Genomic DNA, 23,263 nt, shown 5'->3' with positions numbered 1-23,263 from the left:
CTTTTCGCGACTTACCAGACGTAAGTCAGCAGATTATGTGAGTCTGGCACCATAAAATCGACCGACATCATGACGCTCAGCGAGGTAATGGCCACGATAGAGAAGATGAACAGCTTGCGCGCCCAGACCTTATCGTCTTCCACTTTATAGCCCCGCAGCGCCATACCCAGCCACCAGACGCTGACCGCCGCGGCGACGATCAGGTATTTGTATCCGGCATAGCCGCCCAGAGAAAGCATCAGCGTCGCCACCGCAAAAGCGATGATGTACAGCGTGATGTGGTTCTTGGCGACGGAAATGCCTTTTACCACCGGCAAAACCGGAATATTGGCAGCCTGGTAATCTTTAAAGCGGAAGATGGCAATCGCATAGGAGTGCGGCATCTGCCACAGGCTAAAGATAGCCAGCAGGATAGCGGCGCCGGTGTCGAACTCGTTGGTCACGGCACAGTAGCCGATAACCGGAGGAGCCGCACCGGACAAGCTGCCGATGAGCGTGCCGTAGACCGAGTGGCGTTTCATGTAGAGGCTATACACCCCGACATACACCACGAAGCCCATCACGGCCAGCCACATTGCCAGCGGATTAGCACCAAACCACAGCAGCATGAAGCCAGCAATACCCAACACGGTGGCGTACACCAGCGAAATTTTCGGTGAAATCAGGCCTTTAACCAGCACCCGATTTTTCGTTCTCTCCATTTTCTGGTCGATATCGCGGTCGATAAAGTTGTTGTAAACACAACCTGATGCGACCACCAGTGATACGCCAACCAGCGTATAGAGGAACAGCGGGTAATTAATATTGCCCTTCGAGGCCAGTAAAAATCCCCCAATGACAGAAATTAAATTACCGAAAATAATTCCTGGTTTCGTTACTTGCAGGTATTGCTTAATCATACATGCCGCTCTTAGTGAACCATCATGTTCAGGTTGAGGTTCCACATAATCCAGATCGAGCCAATCACCAGAATGGCAATAATCAGCACCGTAAAGGCGAAGGCCACCAGGTTCCAGCGCTCACTCGACGAGGTGTTCAGATGCAGGAAGCACACGAGGTGCACCAGAATCTGGACGACTGCAGTCACCAGGATCACGGCAAGCATGGTGCCGTGAGAGGCCGTGCCTTCCATTACAATCCAGAACGGAATAGCCGTCAGGATGATAGACAGGATAAAACCTGTCATGTAGGTCTTCACGCTACCGTGGTGGGCGCCGCTATGTTCAGTTGAATGACTCATTACATTGCCCCCATCAGATAGACTACAGAGAATACGCAGATCCAAACCACGTCAAGGAAGTGCCAGAACAGGCTCAGGCACATCAGACGCGCACGGTTGGTGCTGGTCAGGCCGCGGCGGGAAACATGAATCATCATGAATGCCATCCACACCAGACCGGAAGTTACGTGCAGACCGTGGGTACCGACCAGCGCGAAGAACGCTGACAGGAAGCCGCTGCGATCCGGGCCGAAGCCTTCTTTGATCAGGTGATGGAATTCATAGATTTCCATCCCAACGAAGCCTGCACCGCACAGGAAGGTCAGCGCCAGCCAGGAGATAACCTGGCTTTTGTTGCCTTTATTCATGGCGATGATCGCCATGCCGTAGGTGATGGAGCTCACCAGCAGCAGGGCAGTTTCAACGGCCACGAACGGCAGCTCGAAGATGTCTTTCCCTGCCGGGCCACCTGCGGTGCCGTTCACCAGAACGGCATAGGTCGCGAACAAGCAACAGAACAGAATGCAGTCGCTCATCAGGTAGATCCAGAAACCAAAGACCTTATTGGTTCCCGCATCGTGGTGCCCGTGCTCCGCGGCGTGGGCGTTATTTACAGTCTCAGTTGCCATTTTTCAGCCCTGCTTTGGTGAGTTCTTCGAAATGCTGATTTTCCAGTTTTTCGACTTCAGCCACCGGAACATAGTAATCCACATCTTCGTCGAAGCTTTTCGCAATCCAGGTGATAACGATGCCGGCAAAGCCAACAATCGCCAGCCACCAGATGTGCCAGATCATGGCAAAGCCAAACACGGTGCTGAATGCAGCGATGATGATACCGGCTGCGCTATTACGCGGCATATGAATCTCTTCATAGTGCGCAGGCTGCTTGTACGCTTCACCTTTCTCTTTCATTTCCCAGAATGCATCACGCTCGTGAACGTGCGGCAGGTGGGCGAAGTTATAGAACGGAGGTGGGGAAGACGTTGCCCACTCCAGCGTACGGCCACCCCATGGGTCACCGGTCAGATCGCGGTTCTGCTCGCGGTCACGGATAGAAACGTAGAACTGAATCAGCTGGCACAGAATGCCCAGAGCGATCAGCGCCGCACCACAGGCTGCAACAACCAGCAGGGTGTGGAACTGTGGATCGATCTGCTGGCTCAGACGACGGGTCATGCCCATGAAGCCCAGCACGTACAGCGGCATAAATGCCACGAAGAAACCGATAATCCAGAACCAGAAGGCGCGTTTGCCCCAGGTTTCGTTCAGCGTGAAGCCGAACGCTTTTGGCCACCAGTAGGTCAGACCCGCGAAGCAACCGAAGACCACGCCGCCGATGATAACGTTGTGGAAGTGTGCAATCAGGAACAGGCTGTTGTGCAGCACGAAGTCCGCGCCCGGCACCGCCAGCAGAACACCGGTCATCCCACCGATTGAGAAGGTGACGATGAAGCCAATGGTCCACAGCATCGCGGAGTTAAAGACGATGCGGCCCTGATACATGGTGAACAGCCAGTTGAAGATCTTCACCCCGGTCGGGATGGCGATAATCATGGTGGCAATACCGAAGAAGGCGTTTACGTTCGCCCCGCTGCCCATGGTGAAGAAGTGGTGCAGCCAAACGATGAACGACAGAACGGTAATCGCGATGGTCGCCCACACCAGGGAGGTGTAACCGAACAGACGCTTTTTAGAGAAGGTTGCAACCACCTCAGAGAACACACCAAACACCGGCAGCACCAGGATATAAACTTCCGGGTGGCCCCATGCCCAGATGAGGTTGATGTACATCATCATGTTGCCACCCATATCGTTGGTAAAGAAATGGGTGCCAAGGTAGCGGTCCAGGGTCAGCAGCGCGACGGTCACGGTGAAGATTGGGAACGCGGCGATAATCAGTACGTTAGTACACAGCGAAGCCCAGGTGAACACCGGCATTTTGAACATAGTCATACCCGGGGTACGCATGTTCAGAATAGTCACGAAGAAGTTAATACCGGTCAGTGTCGTACCGATACCGGATAGCTGGAGACTCCAGATCCAGTAATCGACCCCGACGCCCGGACTGTACTCAATCCCCGATAGCGGTGGATAAGCTACCCAGCCGGTCTGAGCGAATTCGCCCACGCCCAGTGACAGGTTAACCAGCACCACGCCGACAACGGTGAACCAGAAGCTCAGGTTGTTCAGGAATGGGAAGGCAACGTCACGCGCGCCAATCTGTAAAGGCACAACGATGTTCATCAGGCCGATAACAAATGGCATCGCCACGAAGAAGATCATGATAACGCCGTGGGCGGTAAAGATCTGATCGTAGTGGTGAGGCGGCAGGAAGCCTGCTTCGCCGGCGGAGGCCAGCACCTGCTGGCTACGCATCATTACCGCATCGGCAAAGCCGCGCAGCAGCATGACGATAGCGACGATAACGTACATCACGCCGAGGCGTTTGTGGTCAACGGAGGTTAGCCACTCTTTCCATAAATATTCCCACTTACCGAAGTAAGTGATAGCCGCAAGCAGCGCCAGTCCCCCGACGATGATTGCCGCAACCGTAACCATGACAATTGGCTCATGGTACGGGATTGCATCCAGTGTAAGTTTTCCGAACATCGTATTATTCCTCGGCCCCTTAGTGAGAGGTTTCCGCGTGACTCATGTCCATGCCTTCCATACCTTCCATGCCTTTCATATCGTCATGGGAAGCCTGTTCACCTTCCGGCTTGGTCATGTGCATGCTCCCGTGTCCCATAAATTTGTTAATCACGTCTTTAAACAAATCAGGTTTAACACTGGAGAAGTATTCGACTTTGTTGTATTCGCTTGGCGCGGCCAGTTTCTCGTAGGTCGCCATATCGTTCATGACTTCAGGAGACTGTTTCGCTTTAGCAACCCATTGGTTAAAGGTGTCCATGTCCGGCGTGGCGATAGCCTTGAACTTCATGCCGGAGAAACCTTTACCGCTGTAGTTTGACGAAATACCGTCGTAGGTGCCGGCTTCATCGGCAATCAGGTGCAGTTTGGTCTGCATACCTGCCATTGCGTAGATTTGGCTACCCAGGCGCGGAATAAAGAAGGAGTTCATCACCGAGTTAGAGGTGATTTTGAATTCCACTGGGGTATTGGCCGGGAAGGCGATTTCATTCACCGTAGCGATACCCTGCTCCGGATAGATGAAGAACCATTTCCAGTCCATGGCGATAACTTCGATGGTCACCGGCTTCGCTTCATGTTCCAGCGGGCGGCTAGGTTCAAGAGAGTGAGTGGTTTTCCAGGTCAGTACCGCGAGGAAGATAACGATAAGGATAGGAATCGTCCAGACTACAGCTTCCACTTTGTTCGAGTGCGACCAGTTAGGGCTGTATTTGGCGTCTTTGTTGGATGCCCGATACTTCCAGGCAAAACCGATAGCCATTGCAATTGCAGGGATAACGACAATCAACATCAGGCCGATGGCCGTCAGTATCAGTGAACGTTGTTCCAGTCCGATCTGTCCTTTGGGATCCAGGAGTGCAGAATCACAGCCACTGAGTAAAAAAGCGCCTGCGATTAATGACAACCATCCCAAACTTTTATTGTATTTCCTGAGTCTCATTTAACGACCTCAATTCCAGGGAGCTCTATTGTCGTTTAAAGTGTGCCGGCATTTTACGGGAAGGTTACATTACTGTAAACATGAATGGCGCAGTGTCAGTAGGGTGTTACCGGGTTCTGCCTACGATGTCACACAGAATGCAACAAACTGTAAAATCTAGCGTTGGTGCGCGGGCTCCGCAGGTTATAACGAAAACCTATGTTGGCGGAAATAGTCCGGGGAAATGAGTATAACCAGTCAAATTAAAATACATTTAATTAACAATGCGGCAGCATTTGTCACACGTTTCCAACAAATATTAATTTCTCACCGGGCTGAATCGTTAAGGATAATCTTTTAATGCTTATTGAACAAAGTAATTAAAGAAAACTGTATTTAATTACGATAAATAGTCCTCGACGGTAACACTTTATGGCCTGGGTAATTAATAGACAAAAAAAGTAACTATCCGGTATTAATTACATTTTCTTAATCACAAAGCAGGTGAAAACGACAGGGTTAAGGGCGTTAAGTAGCCACTTTATAATCAGGGATAAGATCATGGCAGGACATATATCACCCATTATTGGTATCGATCTCGGCACATCCAATAGCGCCGTGGCCTGGTTTGGTGCTGCAGGAACAACGTTAATTTTGGGCCGCCGCGGTGAGCGTTTAACCCCTTCCGTTGTCGGGCTGGATGACGATGGGCATCTGCTGGTTGGCGAGGCGGCAAAGGCCCGACTGGTTAGTCATCCTCATCTCACTGTCGCCAGTTTCAAGCGTTATATGGGCACCGATAAAACGTTCGCTCTCGGCCAGCGGTCATTTCGTGCTGAAGAGCTTGCCGCGTTAGTGCTGAGAAAATTAAAAGCGGATGCCGAAGTTACGCTTGGCTGCAGCGTCACGCGTGCGGCCATTACCGTACCGGCTTACTTCAACGATACCCAGCGTAAAGCGGTGAAAGCTGCAGGGCAGATGGCCGGCCTGGACGTTGAGCGCCTTCTTAATGAGCCCACCGCAGCCGCGCTGGCCTACGGGCTGGCCGACAGCCGTGAGCAAAAATTCCTGGTCTTCGACTTAGGCGGCGGAACGTTTGATGTCTCCATCGTCGATATGTTTGAAGGCGTCATAGAGGTGCGCGCCAGCAGCGGCGATGCCTGGCTGGGGGGCGATGATTTTACCGAAGCAATCCGCCAGTGGATGCTAAGCCACTATCCCCAGCTAACGCTTGATGACCCGGCGTTTGCCGCAGAACTGACCCGCCAGGCAGAATCGTTAAAACGCCAGCTCAGCAATCAGGAAAAAGCCACTGCGAAACTGACTTACGATGGTGAGGAATACGGCTGGGATATGGCCGAAGAGGCTTTCCAGGAATGTTGCAGTGGGCTGCTGTCCCGCCTGAAAAAACCGGTGGTTCAGGCGTTACAGGATGCGCAATTTGACGTTGCGCAACTCGACCACGTTATTTTGGTGGGCGGCGCAACCCGTATGCCGCTGGTTCGCCAGCTGGTGACCCGCATGTTTGGTCGCTTCCCTCGTAATGAACTGAATCCTGACGAAGTGGTGGCGCTGGGCGCCGGCGTTCAGGCCGGACTTATAGCCGAAGACAAAGCGCTGGACGACGTGGTGCTCACCGATGTGATGCCTTATTCATTGGGGATCGAAGTGGCCCGCCGGCACGGGGACAAAATAGAAGAAGGCTTTTTCTCGCCGCTGATTGAGCGCAACGCCTTCGTGCCGGTTAGCGTGATGCAGACCTTCAGCACCATGAATGATAACCAGCGCAAGATCGATATTGAGGTTTATCAGGGCGAATCCCGCAAAGTCAGCGACAACCTGCGCCTGGACAGCATGTCGATTCAGATCCCGCCGCGTAAAGCGGGGGAAGTTAGCGTGGATGTGCGTTTCACCTATACCCTTGACGGCATCCTGGAAGTGGAATGCAGAGTCAGCGGCGAGCAAACCGCGTCCACAATGGTGATCGAGAAATCGCCGGGCATGCTCAGCGCTGAGGATATTGCAAACCGCTTAAAACAGCTGGACGCTCTTAAACAACATCCCCGGGACGTGCCTGAAAATCGCCAATTGGCTGCCGAAGCAGCAAAACGCTATGAGCAGACGCTGGGAGACAGACGCCAGATTATCGATCATTATGCGACGCAGTTTGAACAGGCGCTGGACCGCCAGGATCTGCGTGTTATTGCTGCCGCGCGGGACGACCTGCGTCGGGTGTTAGACCAGCTTAACGACGGACTGTAAAGATGGCGACGATATGGGATGTGCTGGGCATTGAGCCTACAAGAGATGAAAGCGAAATTCGTCGGGCTTATGCCCGGGAGCTAAAGCTACGGCGGCCGGACAAAGATCCAAAGGGCTTTCAGGCGTTGCGCGAGGCGTTTGATAGCGCCAAACGCTATGCCAGTTCGACGGTTGTTCTGAACGACGAAGATGAGCATTTCCCGGATAAACCTGAACCTACGCCGATGATGGATTATGTTCGGGAGCTGATGCAGGAGCAGACCTCTCAGCCACATACACTCTGGAGCAAAAGTGAACTCTGGGAAAAGGCGCAGTCAGTTTCGACTCTGTTAATCAGGGATGAACTTGAAGGATTGGGGGCGCTGCATCGTTACCTTGATAATGAAATCCCCGATGCACTTGAAGCCCGACACGCGTTTAGCCTGATGCTCGCCGAAGCACTAAGCGAGCAGAAGTGGCTTAACCGCAGCCTGTTAAATGAAGTCTCTGCGGTGATGGACTGGCAGATTGACAGCTACCGCTCATCTCAACTTCCTGACTGGCTGGTACATGCCCTCGAACAGCAAATTGCTATAACTAACCGGGAGAACTACTGGCAGTATCTGGCCAGGCAATATGGAGGCAATCGTTATGCTCAGTTCAAATGGCGGCTGCTGACGGAAAAAGGGATGGCGATTCCAGGGTGGGTAAGGCTGGTTCCCGATCTGCTGTCGCAGCTGGCGAAGCAGGTGGGGGAATTACGCCAGCAGCATCCTGCATTATTGGAGCGCCTTAATCCTTCACTCCTTGAGGTGCTGCAAAAACCAACCCTGGCGCTAAGCTGGGGAGCCATCATTGCCGTAGTTTTCTGGGGGTATACGGCCTGGCTAACGGGCCATGAGTCACCGAAAGCCGCGTTTCAGTCAGGCGTCATGCTGGCCGTAGTGGCGACTTTTCTCTGGGGATATCCGTTTCTTGAACGCCGGTTTAAATCCGGAGGAGCGGCAAGCAAATGCGTCCATACTGTTTTCTGGCTGGCATCGTGGCTGCTTCTTGCGATGGCATTTTATAGCGCATGGCGTGGAGCGAGCGCATGGCAGGGAAAAGATGTCATAACGATGCGGGCGCTGGTTATCCTGCTCTTCCTTGTTATCCCGGTGGGATGGGCGCTTTGGCAAAGACGTGGAGACTGGCGTAACTTACCTGTCAGGATTGTGGTTGTTGTCCTGATGTTCCCGGTTTTATTTATCCGTCAGCTTCCTCCCCTGGTGAATCTATTGGGCATGATATTGCTGCCTATGCTTTATGGCATCACCATCGAAATGGTTTATTTCATAAAATAAAAAAGCCCCCGGTTTATGCCGGGGGCTTTTGCATCAAACGTTGTGCATCAGAACATCAGCACCATCCACGGGTAGCTGATAAGCATCAGCGAACAGAGGAAGATAGCGCCAAAGATGGTACCCATTCGCCAGTAATCTTTGGTTGGCAGGTAGCCGCTGCCGTAGTAAATCGGGCTTGGGCCGGTGCCGTACGGGGTGATGATCCCCATCACGCCGAGTGAAGTCACCATCATCAGGCAGAAGACAGGCATATTGATACCCGGAATTGATGCGGCGATGGTCAGCGTGGCCGGCAGCAGGGCGGTGGTGTGCGCTGTGGTGCTGGCAAACAGATAGTGCAGCAGGTAGAACGCCACCAGCAGCATCACCGCCGATACCTGCGGGTCGAAGCCGTGCAGCAGAGCGGCACCTTCTTTACCCAGCCAGGCAATAAAGCCCACGCGCGCGAGGCCATCGGCCAGCGCCACCAGGGTGGCAAACCAGGCAAAGGTATTCCAGGCCGGTTTATTGCTGATAATGTCGTTCCAGTTCAGCACGCCGGTCCACAGCATCAGGATAATAACCAGCAGAGCGGCCATGGCAGGTTCAATCCACGCGGCGGCAAAAATCCACATCAGCAGGGCGCTACAGACAAACAGCAGCAGCAGGATTTCGTTGCGCGACAGTTTGCCCAGTTTTTCCAGCTCTGCGGCAGCCCATTTCGGCACTTCGTCATTCACCTTCACTTCCGGCGGATAGAACCAGTAAGCCAGCAGCGGCATGGTGAGGATCAGCAGCACGCCCAGCGGCAGGAAGGCCAGGAACCACATGCCCCAGGAGATCTCAAAGCCGATGATGCTTTTCACCAGCGCCAGCGCCAGCAGGTTCGGTGCCAGCGCGGAGAGGAACATCGAGCTGGTGATACAGGCGGCGCTGATCGCCACCCACATCAGGTAAGAGCCAATTCTGCGCGAGCTTGGGTCATTGGGCAGAGAGCCATACAGCGGCGGCAGGTTAGCAATAATCGGGTAAATAGTGCCCCCACTGCGCGCGGTGTTAGACGGAGTGAACGGGGCGAGAAGCAGGTCGGCGAAGGTGATCGCGTAACCCAGCGTCAGGCTACGTCGGCCCAGGTACTTCACCAGGATCAGCGCCAGGCGGCGGCCAAACTGCGTTTTGTCGTAGCCGGCGGCAAACATAAAGGCGCCGAAGATCAGCCAAACTGTGGAGTTGCTAAAGCCGCTGACCGCCCACTGGAAGGACTGGCTCGCCAGCTTAAATTTAGGATCTGCCAGCTCGGCCGGGCTAAACAATAGCCACTGGCTGAACAGCGCGATAACCACGATGCCTGTCAGCCCGATAACTGCTCCTGGTAAGGGTTCGAAGATAAGCCCGACAATCACGCCGACGAAGATGGCGAAGAAGTGCCATGCGTAGGGCTCTAATCCGGCTGGAACCGGAAGCAGTAATATAATGATGCTGATAAGGATAGGTAAAAATAGCAATATCAAGCGCTTTTTATTCCCCGCATCCGGGGGCGATGCTTTCGCTGTCGCGCTTATTGGTGAGGTGTTAGTCATAGCCTGTGCCTTAAAGTTATCATGATGAATTCGATTAATATTCCCTGCAAAACCTGTTTCCCGACTTTTATTTCCACCTCATCTTTTATAGGCAGAATTTTATACATTCATGATAGTTTTTTTAACCGGTGCAAATCTGACCGCTCATCGCACCTGCTCCCTGCCTCCATTTAACCTCATATTTATTAAGTGATAAGCGATTGTTTCTTGAATCCTTCATCATACTGAAACAATGGGAGATTATCCCTTCTTTTGCGCTCCTGCTGGCCGTGTCAGGTATTTGATTTTGGTTTCTGTATAGCAAAAAGCCAACGATTTTATTTAACTAAAAAATCAGCTTCATTTATATCCATAGTCTTTAAGTGGTTAAAGATCAAATCGTAACCTGATGTAAATAAGCCGCTTCGCTGATTGCCATCGACTATTCAGTAGAAGCAAAGTGATATAAAACCTTTTGTTATTTATGGTTATTATTTGTATTTGCTTTTTTTAAGGCGTTGACTAACATTCGAAAAATATATCCCGCAAAATTGCCGTTTCTGTTCTCTAATTCAAATTACGTTACTCCCTGATAATTGTGTTGCCTGCCGGGGCTATTCATTGAGTGCCGGACAATGTCGACCTCACCTGCTGGAATGATAAAGAATGAACTCCAAAACTCCGATCCTGAAGCCACTCACCTTGCCCAACGGCGCGGTGCTGAAAAACCGCCTGATCATGGCGCCGATGACCACCTGTACCGGTTTTTACGACGGTAGCGTGCCGAGCGATTTGGTTGAGTATTACCGCGAACGCGCGGGCACCATCGGCACCGTTATCGTCGAATGCTGCTTTATCGATCCTAAAGGCCCCGCTTTCCCCGGTGCGCTGGCTATCGACAGCGACAACAAAATCCCAGGACTCGCGCGTATTGCCAGTGCGATTAAATCCCGCGGCTCTAAAGCCATTCTGCAGATTTATCACGGCGGCCGAATGGTTGAGCCGGAGCTGATTGGCGGCAAGAAGCCCGTCGCGCCGAGCGCCATTGCCGCACCGCGTGAAGGGGCCACCACGCCAGAAGCCCTGACCGCCGAAGAAGTGGATGTGATGATCACCAAGTTTGGCGATGCCGTTAACCGTGCGATCAAAGCCGGATTCGACGGCGTAGAGATCCACGGCGCAAACACTTACCTGATTCAGCAGTTCTATTCGCCAAACTCTAACCAGCGTGACGATAAGTGGGGCGGCAGCCGCGACAATCGCGCCAGGTTCCCGCTGGAAGTGCTCGAAATCACCCACAAAATGGCCAGCCGCTTCGCCGATGCTTCCTTTATTATCGGCTACCGTTTCTCGCCGGAAGAGATTGAGGTGCCGGGCATTCGCTTCGACGACACCATGTACCTGCTGGAAAAGCTGGCGGAAAGGGGCGTTGATTACGTGCACTTCTCCGTGGGCTACTTCAAGCGTGCGTCGATCGTCGATACCAAAGATCCGACCATGTTGATCGACAAGTATCTGGCGATGAGGTCTGAAACGCTGGCGAAAGTGCCGGTTATCGGGGTGGGCGGGGTTGTTAACCGCAGCGATGCCGAAGAAGCGCTGGGCCTGGGTTACGACCTGATTGCCGTCGGGAAAGCCTGTATTGCCTACCCGGACTGGGCCGATCGCATTCTAAAAAATGAAACGCTGGATCTGTTCATTGACAGCACCAAGCGCGAAGAGCTGCTGATTCCTGAGCCGCTGTGGCGCTTCTCGCTGGTCGATGCCATGATCCGCGACACCAGTACCACTGGCCGCAAATACAAAGCCGGGGTCTTCCAGGAGAAAGTGGAGGCCGAAGCGCTCAAGCTCAAAATCAGCGTCACGCTCGACACTGACCGTATCACCGACATTACTCTGGTGCAGGACGATTCGGTGGATGTCGATTTCACCCCAAGTTTCGAAATTCTGCGCTCGCGTATGCTGGTGGCCAACAGCCCGTATGTGGATGCGGTGACCGGGGCAACGGCACAAAGTGAGGCCCTGAAGAAAGCGGTCTCCCGCGCGATGACCACCTCCAGCAAAGAACATGTGATTGAAGAAGGCGGCAACCCGGATGCGCCACAAAGCTACGATGTGGCGGTGATCGGCAGCGGCGGTGCAGGCCTGGCGGCGGCTATTCGTGCTTCCGACGCCGGTGCCCGCGTGGTGATCATCGAGAAGATGCCAACCATCGGCGGCAACACTATCAAAGCCTCCGTGGGCATGAACGCCGCGGAAACGCGCTTCCAGGCGATGAAGGGCATCAAAGACAGCAAAGAGCTGTTCTACGATGAGACGCTGAAAGGCGGTAAATTCAGAAACAATACCGAGCTGCTTAAAGAGTTCGTCGAGCGCGCGCCAGGCGCCATTGACTGGCTGGCAAGCCTGGATATCGTCCTGAACGACATTACCATCACCGGCGGGATGAGCATTGACCGTACACACCGCCCGGCAGACCGCTCGGCCGTTGGTGGCTTCCTGATAAGCGGCCTGGTCAACAACGTCAACCAGCGCAGCATCGACGTACTGCTGGATACCACCGTGGAAGAGATTCTGCATGAAAACGGCGTGGTAACCGGGGTTAAGGTCGCGAACGAATATAACGAACACCATATTCTGCTGGCGAAAAGCGTGGTTGTGGCTACCGGTGGCTTCAGCGCCAACCGTAAAATGGTTGTTCACTACCGCCCTGAGCTGAAAGGTTTTGTGACCACCAATCATAAAGGTGCGACCGGGAGCGGTATTGCCCTGCTGGAGAAGATCGGCGCCGGTACGGTGGACATGGATCAGATCCAGATCCACCCGACCGTGGAGCAAACGACTTCTTATCTGATCTCCGAGTCCATTCGTGGCGGCGGGGCTATTCTGGTCAGTCAGGAAGGACAGCGCTTCTTCAATGAGCTGGAAACCCGTGACAAGGTTTCCGCAGAGATTATCGCTCTGCCGGAGAAAAGTGCCTGGATCCTGTTTGATGAGCAGGTACGCCAGAATAACAAAGCGGCGGATGAGTATATTGCCCGTGGGTTTGTGATCAGCGCGCCAACGGCGGAAGAGCTGGCGGTGAAGCTGAATATGGATGCGCACGCGCTGCAGCAAACGCTGGATCGCTACAACGGCTTTGTGAAGCAGAAAAAGGACGAAGACTTTGGGCGTACCACCGGGATGCGTTTCCCACTGGACACCGGGCCATACTACGCGATCCGCATTGCGCCAGGGGTTCACCACACGATGGGCGGTGTCACCATTAACACCAGCGCAGAAGTGGTAACCGAACAGCATCAGGTGATTCAGGGCGTCTGGGCCGCAGGTGAAGTGGTGGGCGGTATTCACGGTGCAAACCGCATCGGCGGCAACGCCGTCGCCGATATCATCATCTTTGGTACACTTGCCGGGCAAAACGCGGCAGCGCACGCGCTGGCTTAAGGCGATAAAAAAGCCGGCAGGGTGACCTTGCCGGCTTTCTCAGACCGGGCGTTTATCCGCCCGGTTTTTTATTCTTATCAGATAAGTGCCGTTTTGCGCAGGGCGAGGAAGTCCAGCAGGCCGCCAAACAGAATCCCACCGATGGCGAACAAAGCGCCCCATTCCAGCAGCTGTAAACCAAATGCCCATTCGGTCAGCCCAAGCGCATTGCTGATAATAACCAGCAGCCACGCAGCCAGCAGCAGGCAGCCAAAGCCCAGAATACGCAGCGCCAGGCGGTAAGCCGGAGCAAATTCACTGCGCGTCATGAAGGTTTCGTTTTGCTGGGTGAACTCCAGCGTGCGCTTACAGACCAGTAATAATAGGATCCCCGGTACTGCGGCGACTACAGAGAACAGGTAGAACGTCGGCCAGCCGTGGGCTTCCACGAACCAGCCGGCAATCGGGCCGACATACACGCGGCCCACGGCGGAAAGCGCGGAAAGCAGAGCAAACTGGGTGGCTGAGAATGACTTATTGCACAGCGTCATCAGCAGCGCCACGAAGGCTGCAGTGCCCATGCCGCCGCAGAGGTTCTCGAAGAACACCGCGCTCGCCATGGTAATCATGTCTTTATCCGTTACCGACAGCAGCCAGTAACCGGCGTTGGACACGCCCTGCAAAATGCCGAAGATCAGCAAGGCGCGGAACAGCGTCAGCTTTTGCATCAGCATTCCGCCAAGCAGCGCGCCGAAAATGGTGGCGCACAGCCCCAGCGTTTTATTCACCACGCCGACTTCACCGGCATCAAAGCCAACGCCGCGGATCAGGAACGTGGTGGTCAGGCTCATGGCGAAGGCATCGCCCAGCTTATAAAGCACAATCAGCAGCAAAATCAGCCAGGCATTGTTGCGGCCAAAGAAGTCACGCAGCGGTTCAACGACGGCGCGCTCCAGGCTTTTAGGGACGGGGACGGCATCTGTAGGCTCTGGCGCCAAAAGCGTGGCGATAATACAGGGCACAAGCAGGGCTGCCATCAGCCAGTAGGTGGCCTGCCAGCCTAAATAGCGGTCCGCCAGCCAGAGCGCGAGACCGCCGGAAACCAGCATTGCCAGGCGGTAGCCCAGCACGCTGATGGCGGCACCGGTCCCGCGTTCCTCGGCAGACAGAACGTCAGTTTTCCAGGCATCAAAGACGATATCCTGGGAGGCAGAACAGAAGGCGATGATCACCGCCAGGGCAGCCATCCAGCGCAGCTGCGAGGAGGGTTCAAGGAACCCCATGGCGGCGATTGCCACCAACAACAGAATTTGCGTGATTAACAGCCAGCCACGACGACGCCCGAGCAGCGGCGGGGTAAAGCGGTCCATTACCGGCGACCAAAGAAACTTAAAGACGTAGGCCTGGCCCACAAGCGAGAAGAAACCTATGGTTTTCAGGTCGATGTTTTCGACGGTCATCCAGGCCTGAAGCGTACCTGAAGTCAGGGCTAGAGGCAGGCCGGACGCAAAGCCCAGAATCAGTAAAATGGCTGATTTTGGCTGCTGAAAGATGCGCAGATAATGATTGGACATAGGGGAATTGTACAAACTCTGTTGTTGGCCCGCGTGAGCAGGCCAACGGGGTAAAAATTAACGAGCGTTCTGCTTAACGAAGTCGTGAACGCTGGTGTCCTGAGCCATATCCGCAATGGTATCGGTCAGCACGGAGTTAACCGCGTCAGCGATATTTTTATTGGTAGCCTGGAACGCGCCTTCAACGTTATAGCTGGAGCGGTAGTTCTTGGTCATCTTGTTACCGTTCTTCGCGGTAGCAATGATGGAGATATCCGCTTTAGTGGCGATGTTGTAGCGCACGTTACCCTGGGAAACGTCTGCATACAGCTGGTTAACGATGATCTGCAGGTCAACCGGGCTGTTTGGCCCAATCATATAACCGCGCGCGGTCATCTGCTTCTCCAGCACTTCCTGCAGCAAGAAGCGCAGATCGCGGGATGGTGTCAGCGTGACTAGCTGATTGTCGCGGGTCACCTTCGCCAGCGCCTGGCTGGTACGCTGATCGGCACCGTTGATGCTTAGCGTCACGCCCATCAGGCTTGGATCCTGCTGTGGCAGGGTGATCTTTGGTGACACTTCAATGGTGGTTGGCGGTGTTGCGCAGCTGGCCAGCATAAACATGGCAACCAGCGGGAAAAGTAATTTTTTTAACATGTTCGCTTTCTCAATGTACTCAAAGGGCAGGCTGATAAAAAATCACGCCATCATAACACTGCGGTCGTGCAGGGGAAGTGCTTAACGCACGGAATTTCATCGCGTTGCCATTTTTCTGGGCTTCAGCAAAACCTTCTGACACTTTTCATTCGGTTTAGTGCCTTAACCCTATGAACGTTCTGATAACCGGGTGAAGAAAGGCTCGAGAAAGTTAAATTTTTGTTGTGTTCAAAGCAAAATCTGGCTAAAAGCGGCTAACATTTAAAGGGATGAGTGGCATCTCTACGTTGTCGAGGAGAAAGTTCATGCTGATACGCGAGCAGATAGAAGAGAAGTTAAAAGCCGCCTTTACCCCCGCGTACCTGGAAGTCGTGGATGAAAGCTATCGTCACAATGTCCCGGCGGGCTCCGAAAGCCATTTTAAGGTGGTGCTGGTTAGCGATCGTTTTACCGGCGAACGCTTTTTAAACCGCCATCGCATGATTTATGGCACATTAAGCGAGGAACTGGCAGGCCCGGTACACGCGCTGGCGCTGCACACTTACACCGTCAAAGAGTGGGAAGGGCTGCAGGACACGGTGTTTGCCTCCCCGAACTGCCGTGGCGCGGGCAGCATTGCCTGATTAACTGCTAAGCGTTTGCAACTAAGGGAACTTTTCCGTTATGTTGCGGTATGTATACTGCGTTTCCAAAAACGGCCTGCGGGCCGTTTTGTTTTGTCCGTCTCTTTAAGGGAGCGGGCAAAGAAGAATAAATGACAAAGAAGTGTGAAAAAGGCCGCAGCCGAGCGCTATTGCCGTTCTCGACTCACCCCAGCGATGCCGCTATAATGCTGCGTCTTATTTTTTGAATGTCTTCGGGATGATTCTGACGACAGGGAATGTGTTTCTGATTCAGAGAACATCCTGGTTCTGTGAAGCCACAAGGGCTTCCAGAGTTGACCGAGCACTGTGATTTTTTGAGGTAACAAGATGCAAGTTTCAGTTGAAACCACTCAGGGCCTTGGCCGCCGTCTCACGATTACTATCGCTGCAGACAGCATCGAAACCGCTGTAAAAAGCGAGCTGGTCAACGTAGCTAAAAAAGTACGTATCGATGGCTTCCGTAAAGGCAAAGTGCCGATGACCGTCGTTGAGCAGCGCTACGGTGCTTCCGTTCGTCAGGACGTGCTGGGCGAGCTGATGAGCCGCAACTTTATTGATGCGATCATCAAAGAGAAGATCAATCCGGCTGGCGCACCTAACTATGTGCCGGGCGAATACAAACTGGGCGAAGACTTCACCTACGCGGTAGAGTTTGAAGTGTACCCAGAAGTTGAGCTGCAGGGTCTGGAAGCCATCGAAGTTGAAAAACCGGTTGTTGATGTGACCGACGAAGACGTTGATGCGATGCTGGACACCCTGCGCAAGCAGCAGGCGACCTGGAAAGACAGCGACGCTGCAGCGACTGCAGAAGATCGCGTTACCATCGATTTCACCGGTTCCGTTGACGGCGAAGTGTTCGAAGGCGGCAAAGCCTCTGACTTCGTGCTGGCAATGGGTCAGGGTCGTATGATCCCTGGCTTCGAAGACGGCATCGTTGGCCACAAAGCGGGCGAAGAGTTCACTATCGAAGTAACCTTCCCGGAAGAATATCACGCTGAAAACCTGAAAGGGAAAGCGGCGAAGTTCGACATCGTGCTGAAGAAAGTTGAAGCGCGCGAGCTGCCAGAATTCACCGAAGAGTTCATTAAGCGTTTCGGCGTTGAAGATGGTTCCGTGGCTGGCCTGCGTACCGAAGTGCGTAAAAACATGGATCGCGAACTGAAAGGCGCCGTGCGTAACCGCATCAAGTCTCAGGCAATCGACGGTCTGGTTAACGCTAACAACATCGACGTGCCAGCTGCGCTGATCGACGGCGAAATCGACGTTCTGCGTCGCCAGGCTGCACAGCGTTTCGGTGGCAACGAGAAACAGGCTCTGGAACTGCCACGTGAACTGTTCGAAGAGCAGGCTAAACGTCGCGTTGTTGTTGGTCTGCTGCTGGGCGAAGTGATTCGTACCCACGAGCTGAAAGCTGACGAAGAGCGTGTTAAAGGTCTGATCGAAGAAATGGCTTCTGCCTACGAAGATCCGACTGAAGTCATCGAGTTCTACGGTAAAAACAAAGAGCTGATGGACAACATGCGCAACGTTGCGCTGGAAGAGCAGGCTGTTGAAGCCGTTCTGGCTAAAGCGAAAGTGTCCGAAAAAGCGACCACTTTCAGCGAGCTGATGAACCAGCAGGCGTAAGTGCTTTTTGGCTTATTAGCCAAAAAACGCAGCATCGGGCCCGTCACCTTTTGGTGGCGGGCTTTTTTATTGCTAAATCACACGATAAGCCATCAATAAAACCCCATTTCAGGGTTAGCGTAACAACAAAAGGTTGTTATGCTTGAAACAGGGCAAATCATCCCCATTATTCGGGTGAGGTTCCATTAACAATCCCTGACTGACTCCGTCCAGAATCGGCGCAAGGAACATAGTCAATATCCTGCGTCTCAAGTAGAATCAGTACAGTAGGCTTAATTACTCCAGGAGACGGACATGTCATACAGTGGCGAACGAGATCAATTAGCACCCCATATGGCCCTGGTGCCGATGGTTGTTGAGCAAACATCCCGCGGCGAACGTTCATACGATATCTATTCTCGTCTGCTTAAGGAGCGCGTCATCTTCCTGACCGGTCAGGTAGAAGATCATATGGCTAACCTGATTGTGGCGCAGATGCTGTTTCTGGAAGCAGAAAACCCGGAAAAAGATATCTATCTTTACATCAACTCTCCGGGTGGCGTAATTACGGCCGGGATGTCGATATACGACACCATGAAGTTTATTAAGCCTGACGTCAGCACCATTTGTATGGGCCAGGCTTGCTCGATGGGCGCATTCCTGCTGACCGCTGGGGCAAAAGGTAAGCGTTTCTGCCTGCCGAACTCCCGCGTCATGATTCACCAGCCGCTGGGCGGCTATCAGGGCCAGGCGACGGATATCGAAATCCACGCTAAAGAGATCCTGAAAGTGAAAGCACGTATGAACGAGCTGATGGCGGAACATACGGGCAAATCGCTTGAACAAATCGAGAAAGACACCGAGCGCGATCGTTTCCTCTCCGCAAGCGAAGCGGTAGAGTACGGTTTAGTCGATTCGATCCTGACTCACCGTAACTAATGCCCGAAGCTTTAGGCCGCTATACTATAGTCAACGTCGCGGCCTGACTTAACGCTTCACTATCGGCTGCGCCGTAGAATGGCACTTGTGCTACCGGTGGTAGCACACAGAAACAGAGAAGAGGTTTTACTGATGACAGATAAGCGCAAAGACGGTTCAGGCAAACTGCTGTACTGCTCTTTTTGCGGCAAAAGCCAGCATGAAGTGCGCAAGCTGATTGCCGGGCCGTCAGTGTATATCTGCGATGAGTGTGTCGATTTATGTAACGACATCATTCGCGAAGAGATTAAAGAAGTTGCGCCGCACCGTGAACGCAGTGCGTTGCCAACGCCGCACGAAATTCGCCACCATCTTGACGATTATGTTATCGGCCAGGAGCAGGCGAAGAAAGTGCTGGCGGTTGCGGTTTACAACCACTACAAACGTCTGCGCAACAGCGACACGTCCAACGGCGTTGAGCTGGGTAAAAGCAACATCCTGCTGATCGGCCCGACAGGTAGCGGTAAAACGCTGCTGGCAGAAACGCTGGCTCGCCTGCTGGATGTGCCATTTACCATGGCCGATGCAACCACGCTGACCGAAGCAGGTTACGTGGGCGAAGACGTTGAAAACATCATTCAGAAGCTGCTGCAGAAATGCGACTACGACGTACAGAAAGCCCAGCGCGGCATCGTGTACATCGATGAGATCGATAAAATCTCCCGCAAATCTGATAACCCGTCCATCACCCGTGACGTGTCCGGTGAAGGCGTACAGCAGGCGCTGCTGAAGCTGATTGAAGGCACCGTGGCTGCCGTTCCACCTCAGGGTGGCCGTAAGCATCCGCAGCAGGAATTCCTGCAGGTTGATACCTCCAAGATTCTGTTTATCTGCGGCGGCGCATTTGCAGGCCTGGATAAAGTTATTGCCAACCGCGTGGAAACGGGTTCTGGTATTGGCTTTGGCGCAACGGTAAAAGCGAAGTCTGAGAAAGCCAGCGAAGGCCAGCTGCTCGGCCAGGTTGAACCGGAAGATCTGATCAAGTTTGGTCTGATCCCTGAGTTCATTGGTCGTCTGCCGGTGGTCGCAACCTTAAGCGAACTGAGCGAAGACGCGCTGATCCAGATCCTGAAAGAGCCGAAAAATGCGCTTACCAAACAGTATCAGGCATTGTTCAACCTGGAAGGTGTAGAGCTGGAATTCCGTGATGAAGCGCTCGACGCGATTGCGAAGAAAGCGATGATCCGTAAAACCGGTGCTCGTGGCTTGCGTTCCATCGTGGAAGGCGCGCTGCTGGACACCATGTACGATCTGCCATCTCTGGACGACGTGGAAAAAGTGGTGATTGACGAGTCCGTCATCGCTGGCCAGTCCAAGCCGCTATTAATTTATGGTAAGCCGGAAGCACAGCAGGCATCCGGTGAATAATTCGCCAGAATAACCAGTCAGTTAATAAGAAAATGGGGGATTTTATCCCCCATTTATTTTTCCTGCATTCCCACAGTTGAATGTCCGGGAAACAGCCCCATATACTGATTTACTTGTTGGTGGAGCGGAAGCGTTCACCAAATCACCTGGCGGACATTAAACTAAGAGAGAGCTCTATGAATCCTGAGCGTTCTGAACGCATTGAAATCCCCGTATTGCCGCTGCGCGATGTGGTGGTTTATCCGCACATGGTTATTCCACTGTTTGTCGGGCGTGAAAAATCCATTCGCTGCCTGGAAGCTGCAATGGACCATGATAAGAAAATCATGCTGGTGGCGCAGAAAGAGGCTTCGACGGATGAGCCAGGTGTTAACGACCTGTTCACTGTGGGTACCGTTGCTTCAATTCTGCAAATGCTGAAACTGCCTGACGGTACGGTAAAAGTACTGGTAGAAGGGCTTCAGCGCGCGCGTATCACCACGCTGTCTGACAACGGCGACCACTTCTCTGCGCAGGCGGAGTACCTGAACTCGCCGGCGATTGAAGAGCGCGAGCAGGAAGTGCTGGTTCGCACCGCAATTAATCAGTTTGAAGGCTACATCAAGCTGAACAAAAAAATTCCACCAGAAGTGCTGACGTCGCTGAACAGCATCGACGATCCTGCACGTCTGGCTGATACCATTGCCGCCCATATGCCGCTTAAGCTGTCGGACAAGCAATCTGTGCTTGAGATGTCCGATATCAACGAGCGTCTGGAATACCTGATGGCGATGATGGAGTCGGAAATCGATCTGCTGCAGGTGGAGAAACGCATTCGCAACCGCGTTAAAAAGCAGATGGAAAAAAGCCAGCGCGAGTACTATCTGAATGAGCAAATGAAGGCGATTCAGAAAGAACTGGGCGAAATGGACGACGCGCCTGATGAAAATGAAGCGCTGAAGCGCAAAATTGACGCGGCAAAAATGCCGAAAGAAGCGCGCGAGAAAACCGAAGCCGAGCTGCAGAAGCTGAAAATGATGTCGCCAATGTCTGCGGAAGCTACCGTGGTGCGCGGCTACATCGACTGGATGGTTCAGGTTCCGTGGAACGCCCGCAGCAAGGTCAAAAAAGATCTGCGTCAGGCGCAGGAAATCCTCGATACCGACCATTATGGTCTGGAACGTGTGAAAGATCGCATTCTGGAATACCTCGCAGTCCAAAGCCGTGTCAACAAGCTGAAAGGGCCAATTCTTTGCCTGGTTGGGCCGCCGGGGGTAGGTAAAACCTCTCTGGGCCAGTCCATCGCTAAAGCCACGGGTCGTAAATACGTGCGTATGGCGCTGGGCGGCGTGCGTGATGAAGCTGAAATCCGTGGTCACCGCCGGACTTACATCGGCTCCATGCCGGGTAAACTGATTCAGAAGATGGCCAAAGTCGGCGTCAAAAACCCGCTGTTCCTGCTGGATGAAATCGACAAGATGTCTTCCGACATGCGCGGCGATCCTGCTTCTGCGCTGCTGGAAGTCCTTGATCCAGAACAGAACGTGACGTTTAACGACCATTACCTGGAAGTGGACTATGACCTCAGCGACGTGATGTTTGTGGCGACCTCTAACTCCATGAATATTCCGGCTCCGCTGCTGGATCGTATGGAAGTGATTCGCCTGTCTGGCTATACCGAAGACGAAAAGCTGAACATTGCCAAACAGCACCTGCTGCCGAAGCAAATTGAGCGCAACGCCCTGAAAAAAGGCGAGCTGAAAGTGGATGACAGCGCCATTGTGGGCATCATTCGCTACTACACTCGTGAAGCGGGCGTCCGTAGCCTGGAGCGTGAAATCTCCAAACTGTGCCGTAAAGCGGTGAAGCAGCTGCTGCTGGATAAATCGCTCAAGCACATCGAAATCAACGGCGACAACCTGAAGGATTACCTTGGGGTGCAACGCTTTGATTACGGCCGTGCCGACAGTGAAAACCGCGTAGGCCAGGTGACCGGGCTGGCGTGGACGGAAGTGGGCGGCGATTTGCTGACCATCGAAACCGCCTGCGTACCGGGTAAAGGCAAACTGACTTATACCGGCTCCCTCGGTGAAGTTATGCAGGAGTCTATCCAGGCGGCGCTGACCGTCGTCCGTGCTCGTGCGGAAAAACTGGGTATCAACGGTGACTTCTACGAAAAACGTGATATTCACGTTCACGTACCGGAAGGGGCAACGCCAAAAGACGGCCCAAGCGCCGGTATCGCAATGTGTACCGCGCTGGTGTCCTGCCTGACAGGGAACCCGGTTCGTGCCGATGTGGCAATGACCGGTGAAATTACCCTGCGTGGCCAGGTATTGCCGATTGGTGGCCTGAAAGAGAAACTGCTGGCAGCGCATCGTGGCGGCATCAAAACCGTGCTGATCCCGGACGACAACAAGCGCGATCTGGAAGAAATTCCGGACAACGTGATTGCAGACCTGACGATTCATCCTGTGAAGCGTATTGAGGAAGTTCTGGCCCTCGCGCTGCAGAATGAGCCTTCCGGCATGCAGGTGGTCACCGCAAAATAGTGACCTGACGCAAATACAGTCAATAAAATTAGGGCTGGTAAGTGAATTGTCACTTGCCAGCTTTTTTTTGTGTCGCTAATTTAGTTGCTGGCTGAGCTTATCGTCCACAACTCCTGTTGTAAGGGCATGACGAGCCTGTTATAACTGCTGCGCGGTCGCGCCTGAGGGATATCAGGTGCGATATAAATTATAAAGAGAGGAAGAGAAGAGTGAATAAATCTCAACTGATAGACAAAATTGCCGCAGGTGCTGATATTTCTAAAGCCGCGGCTGGACGTGCATTAGATGCTGTTATTGCTTCTGTTACTGAATCTCTGCAGTCCGGGGAAGACGTAGCACTGGTAGGTTTTGGTACCTTTGCTGTTAAAGAGCGTGCTGCCCGTACTGGCCGCAACCCTCAAACCGGTAAAGAAATCACCATCGCCGCAGCAAAAGTACCAGGCTTCCGTGCTGGTAAAGCGCTGAAAGACGCTGTTAACTGATTTATTGGCCCCGACTGACTGGGGTAGATGGTGTCAGGTATCGCAGGGGCGCATCATTTGATGTGCCTTTTTTATTGCCTGAAGCCGAATTTTACGCAGGTGTTGATGAT

At 53.3% G+C, this 23,263-nt stretch carries 17 protein-coding genes; 9 read left to right on the top strand and 8 right to left on the bottom strand.

What is annotated here, in order from left to right:
- Positions 1–11: 11 nt before the first annotated feature.
- From cyoE to cyoA, 5 genes are read right to left on the bottom strand one after another with little or no spacing between them, the layout of a single operon-like run.
- Positions 12–899 carry a heme o synthase gene (gene cyoE, locus F3J28_RS11930; RefSeq protein WP_166876103.1) on the bottom strand — a complete coding sequence of 296 codons (888 nt, stop codon included), beginning with the start codon at positions 897–899 and terminating at the stop codon, positions 12–14.
- Between the two features lie 11 nt (positions 900–910).
- Positions 911–1,240, bottom strand: coding sequence for a cytochrome o ubiquinol oxidase subunit IV (locus F3J28_RS11925; protein WP_008454594.1), 330 nt, complete (start codon positions 1,238–1,240; stop codon positions 911–913).
- On the bottom strand, positions 1,240–1,848 hold the full coding sequence (locus tag F3J28_RS11920; RefSeq protein ID WP_008454595.1) for a cytochrome o ubiquinol oxidase subunit III: 609 nt from the start codon (positions 1,846–1,848) through the stop codon (positions 1,240–1,242). Before F3J28_RS11920 ends, F3J28_RS11925 begins: the two co-directional genes overlap by 1 nt.
- A complete protein-coding gene (gene cyoB, locus F3J28_RS11915; RefSeq protein WP_166866359.1) occupies positions 1,838–3,829 on the bottom strand; it encodes a cytochrome o ubiquinol oxidase subunit I in 1,992 nt (663 codons plus the stop codon). Before cyoB ends, F3J28_RS11920 begins: the two co-directional genes overlap by 11 nt.
- A 19-nt stretch (positions 3,830–3,848) precedes the next feature.
- A complete protein-coding gene (gene cyoA / locus F3J28_RS11910; RefSeq protein ID WP_008454597.1) occupies positions 3,849–4,811 on the bottom strand; it encodes a cytochrome o ubiquinol oxidase subunit II in 963 nt (320 codons plus the stop codon).
- A 540-nt stretch (positions 4,812–5,351) separates the two neighbouring features.
- Here cyoA and F3J28_RS11905 point away from each other — a divergent pair.
- Together F3J28_RS11905 and F3J28_RS11900 are read left to right on the top strand one after the other, a co-directional pair.
- On the top strand, positions 5,352–7,052 hold the full coding sequence (locus tag F3J28_RS11905) for a molecular chaperone HscC (protein WP_166876099.1): 1,701 nt from the start codon (positions 5,352–5,354) through the stop codon (positions 7,050–7,052).
- A gap of 2 nt (positions 7,053–7,054) precedes the next feature.
- The gene (locus F3J28_RS11900) at positions 7,055–8,374 is read left to right on the top strand and encodes a molecular chaperone DnaJ (protein ID WP_166876096.1); all 1,320 of its coding nucleotides are present in this window, start codon (positions 7,055–7,057) and stop codon (positions 8,372–8,374) included.
- Positions 8,375–8,421: 47 nt separating this feature from the next.
- On the opposite strand, the gene F3J28_RS11895 is transcribed toward F3J28_RS11900, so the two are convergent.
- On the bottom strand, positions 8,422–9,933 hold the full coding sequence (locus F3J28_RS11895) for an anion permease (RefSeq protein ID WP_166876093.1): 1,512 nt from the start codon (positions 9,931–9,933) through the stop codon (positions 8,422–8,424).
- A 645-nt stretch (positions 9,934–10,578) separates the two neighbouring features.
- On the opposite strand from F3J28_RS11895, the gene F3J28_RS11890 reads away from it, so the two are divergent.
- Entirely contained in the window at positions 10,579–13,356 is a 2,778-nt protein-coding gene (locus tag F3J28_RS11890) for a flavocytochrome c (protein WP_166876090.1), read from the top strand.
- A 77-nt stretch (positions 13,357–13,433) separates the two neighbouring features.
- Here F3J28_RS11890 and ampG read toward each other — a convergent pair whose 3' ends face one another.
- Positions 13,434–14,909: a muropeptide MFS transporter AmpG gene (ampG, locus tag F3J28_RS11885; RefSeq protein WP_166876086.1), complete on the bottom strand. Its 1,476-nt coding sequence runs from the start codon at positions 14,907–14,909 to the stop codon at positions 13,434–13,436.
- A 57-nt stretch (positions 14,910–14,966) separates the two neighbouring features.
- Positions 14,967–15,545 (bottom strand): lipoprotein, encoded by a 579-nt coding sequence (locus F3J28_RS11880; RefSeq protein ID WP_008454604.1) that lies wholly within the window; start codon positions 15,543–15,545, stop codon positions 14,967–14,969.
- A 305-nt stretch (positions 15,546–15,850) separates the two neighbouring features.
- On the opposite strand from F3J28_RS11880, the gene bolA reads away from it, so the two are divergent.
- The 6 genes from bolA to hupB all read left to right on the top strand — a co-directional run bounded on the left by bolA (position 15,851) and on the right by hupB (position 23,153).
- Complete coding sequence (gene bolA / locus F3J28_RS11875; protein WP_008454607.1) at positions 15,851–16,168, top strand: transcriptional regulator BolA; 318 nt, start codon at positions 15,851–15,853, stop codon at positions 16,166–16,168.
- A 348-nt stretch (positions 16,169–16,516) separates the two neighbouring features.
- Complete coding sequence (gene tig / locus F3J28_RS11870; protein ID WP_008454615.1) at positions 16,517–17,815, top strand: trigger factor; 1,299 nt, start codon at positions 16,517–16,519, stop codon at positions 17,813–17,815.
- A gap of 294 nt (positions 17,816–18,109) precedes the next feature.
- Complete coding sequence (gene clpP / locus F3J28_RS11865) at positions 18,110–18,733, top strand: ATP-dependent Clp endopeptidase proteolytic subunit ClpP (RefSeq protein WP_008454616.1); 624 nt, start codon at positions 18,110–18,112, stop codon at positions 18,731–18,733.
- Between the two features lie 132 nt (positions 18,734–18,865).
- Entirely contained in the window at positions 18,866–20,140 is a 1,275-nt protein-coding gene (clpX, locus tag F3J28_RS11860) for an ATP-dependent protease ATP-binding subunit ClpX (RefSeq protein ID WP_008454617.1), read from the top strand.
- Positions 20,141–20,316: 176 nt separating this feature from the next.
- Positions 20,317–22,671 (top strand): endopeptidase La, encoded by a 2,355-nt coding sequence (gene lon, locus F3J28_RS11855; protein WP_008454618.1) that lies wholly within the window; start codon positions 20,317–20,319, stop codon positions 22,669–22,671.
- Positions 22,672–22,880: 209 nt separating this feature from the next.
- Positions 22,881–23,153, top strand: a complete 273-nt coding sequence (hupB, locus tag F3J28_RS11850; protein WP_008454620.1) for a nucleoid-associated protein HU-beta — start codon at positions 22,881–22,883, stop codon at positions 23,151–23,153.
- Positions 23,154–23,263: the final 110 nt, after the last annotated feature.

Origin of the sequence: Enterobacter sp. Ap-1006 (assembly GCF_011752835.1) — a bacterium.
In the GTDB taxonomy this organism is placed as follows: Bacteria; Pseudomonadota; Gammaproteobacteria; order Enterobacterales; family Enterobacteriaceae; genus Cedecea.
This window is presented reverse-complemented; position numbering and strand designations above follow the sequence as displayed.

What these genes read in the sequence shown, in the direction of transcription:
- F3J28_RS11905 (WP_166876099.1), top strand. Translation starts at nt 5,352, where the DNA reads ATGGCAGGACATATATCACCCATTATTGGTATCGATCTCGGCACATCC.
- clpP (WP_008454616.1), top strand. Translation starts at nt 18,110, where the DNA reads ATGTCATACAGTGGCGAACGAGATCAATTAGCACCCCATATGGCCCTG.
- F3J28_RS11890 (WP_166876090.1), top strand. Translation starts at nt 10,579, where the DNA reads ATGAACTCCAAAACTCCGATCCTGAAGCCACTCACCTTGCCCAACGGC.
- F3J28_RS11880 (WP_008454604.1), bottom strand. Translation starts at nt 15,545, where the DNA reads ATGTTAAAAAAATTACTTTTCCCGCTGGTTGCCATGTTTATGCTGGCC.
- cyoE (WP_166876103.1), bottom strand. Translation starts at nt 899, where the DNA reads ATGATTAAGCAATACCTGCAAGTAACGAAACCAGGAATTATTTTCGGT.
- tig (WP_008454615.1), top strand. Translation starts at nt 16,517, where the DNA reads ATGCAAGTTTCAGTTGAAACCACTCAGGGCCTTGGCCGCCGTCTCACG.
- clpX (WP_008454617.1), top strand. Translation starts at nt 18,866, where the DNA reads ATGACAGATAAGCGCAAAGACGGTTCAGGCAAACTGCTGTACTGCTCT.
- cyoB (WP_166866359.1), bottom strand. Translation starts at nt 3,829, where the DNA reads ATGTTCGGAAAACTTACACTGGATGCAATCCCGTACCATGAGCCAATT.
- bolA (WP_008454607.1), top strand. Translation starts at nt 15,851, where the DNA reads ATGCTGATACGCGAGCAGATAGAAGAGAAGTTAAAAGCCGCCTTTACC.
- cyoA (WP_008454597.1), bottom strand. Translation starts at nt 4,811, where the DNA reads ATGAGACTCAGGAAATACAATAAAAGTTTGGGATGGTTGTCATTAATC.
- F3J28_RS11895 (WP_166876093.1), bottom strand. Translation starts at nt 9,933, where the DNA reads ATGACTAACACCTCACCAATAAGCGCGACAGCGAAAGCATCGCCCCCG.
- F3J28_RS11900 (WP_166876096.1), top strand. Translation starts at nt 7,055, where the DNA reads ATGGCGACGATATGGGATGTGCTGGGCATTGAGCCTACAAGAGATGAA.
- ampG (WP_166876086.1), bottom strand. Translation starts at nt 14,909, where the DNA reads ATGTCCAATCATTATCTGCGCATCTTTCAGCAGCCAAAATCAGCCATT.
- lon (WP_008454618.1), top strand. Translation starts at nt 20,317, where the DNA reads ATGAATCCTGAGCGTTCTGAACGCATTGAAATCCCCGTATTGCCGCTG.
- F3J28_RS11920 (WP_008454595.1), bottom strand. Translation starts at nt 1,848, where the DNA reads ATGGCAACTGAGACTGTAAATAACGCCCACGCCGCGGAGCACGGGCAC.
- F3J28_RS11925 (WP_008454594.1), bottom strand. Translation starts at nt 1,240, where the DNA reads ATGAGTCATTCAACTGAACATAGCGGCGCCCACCACGGTAGCGTGAAG.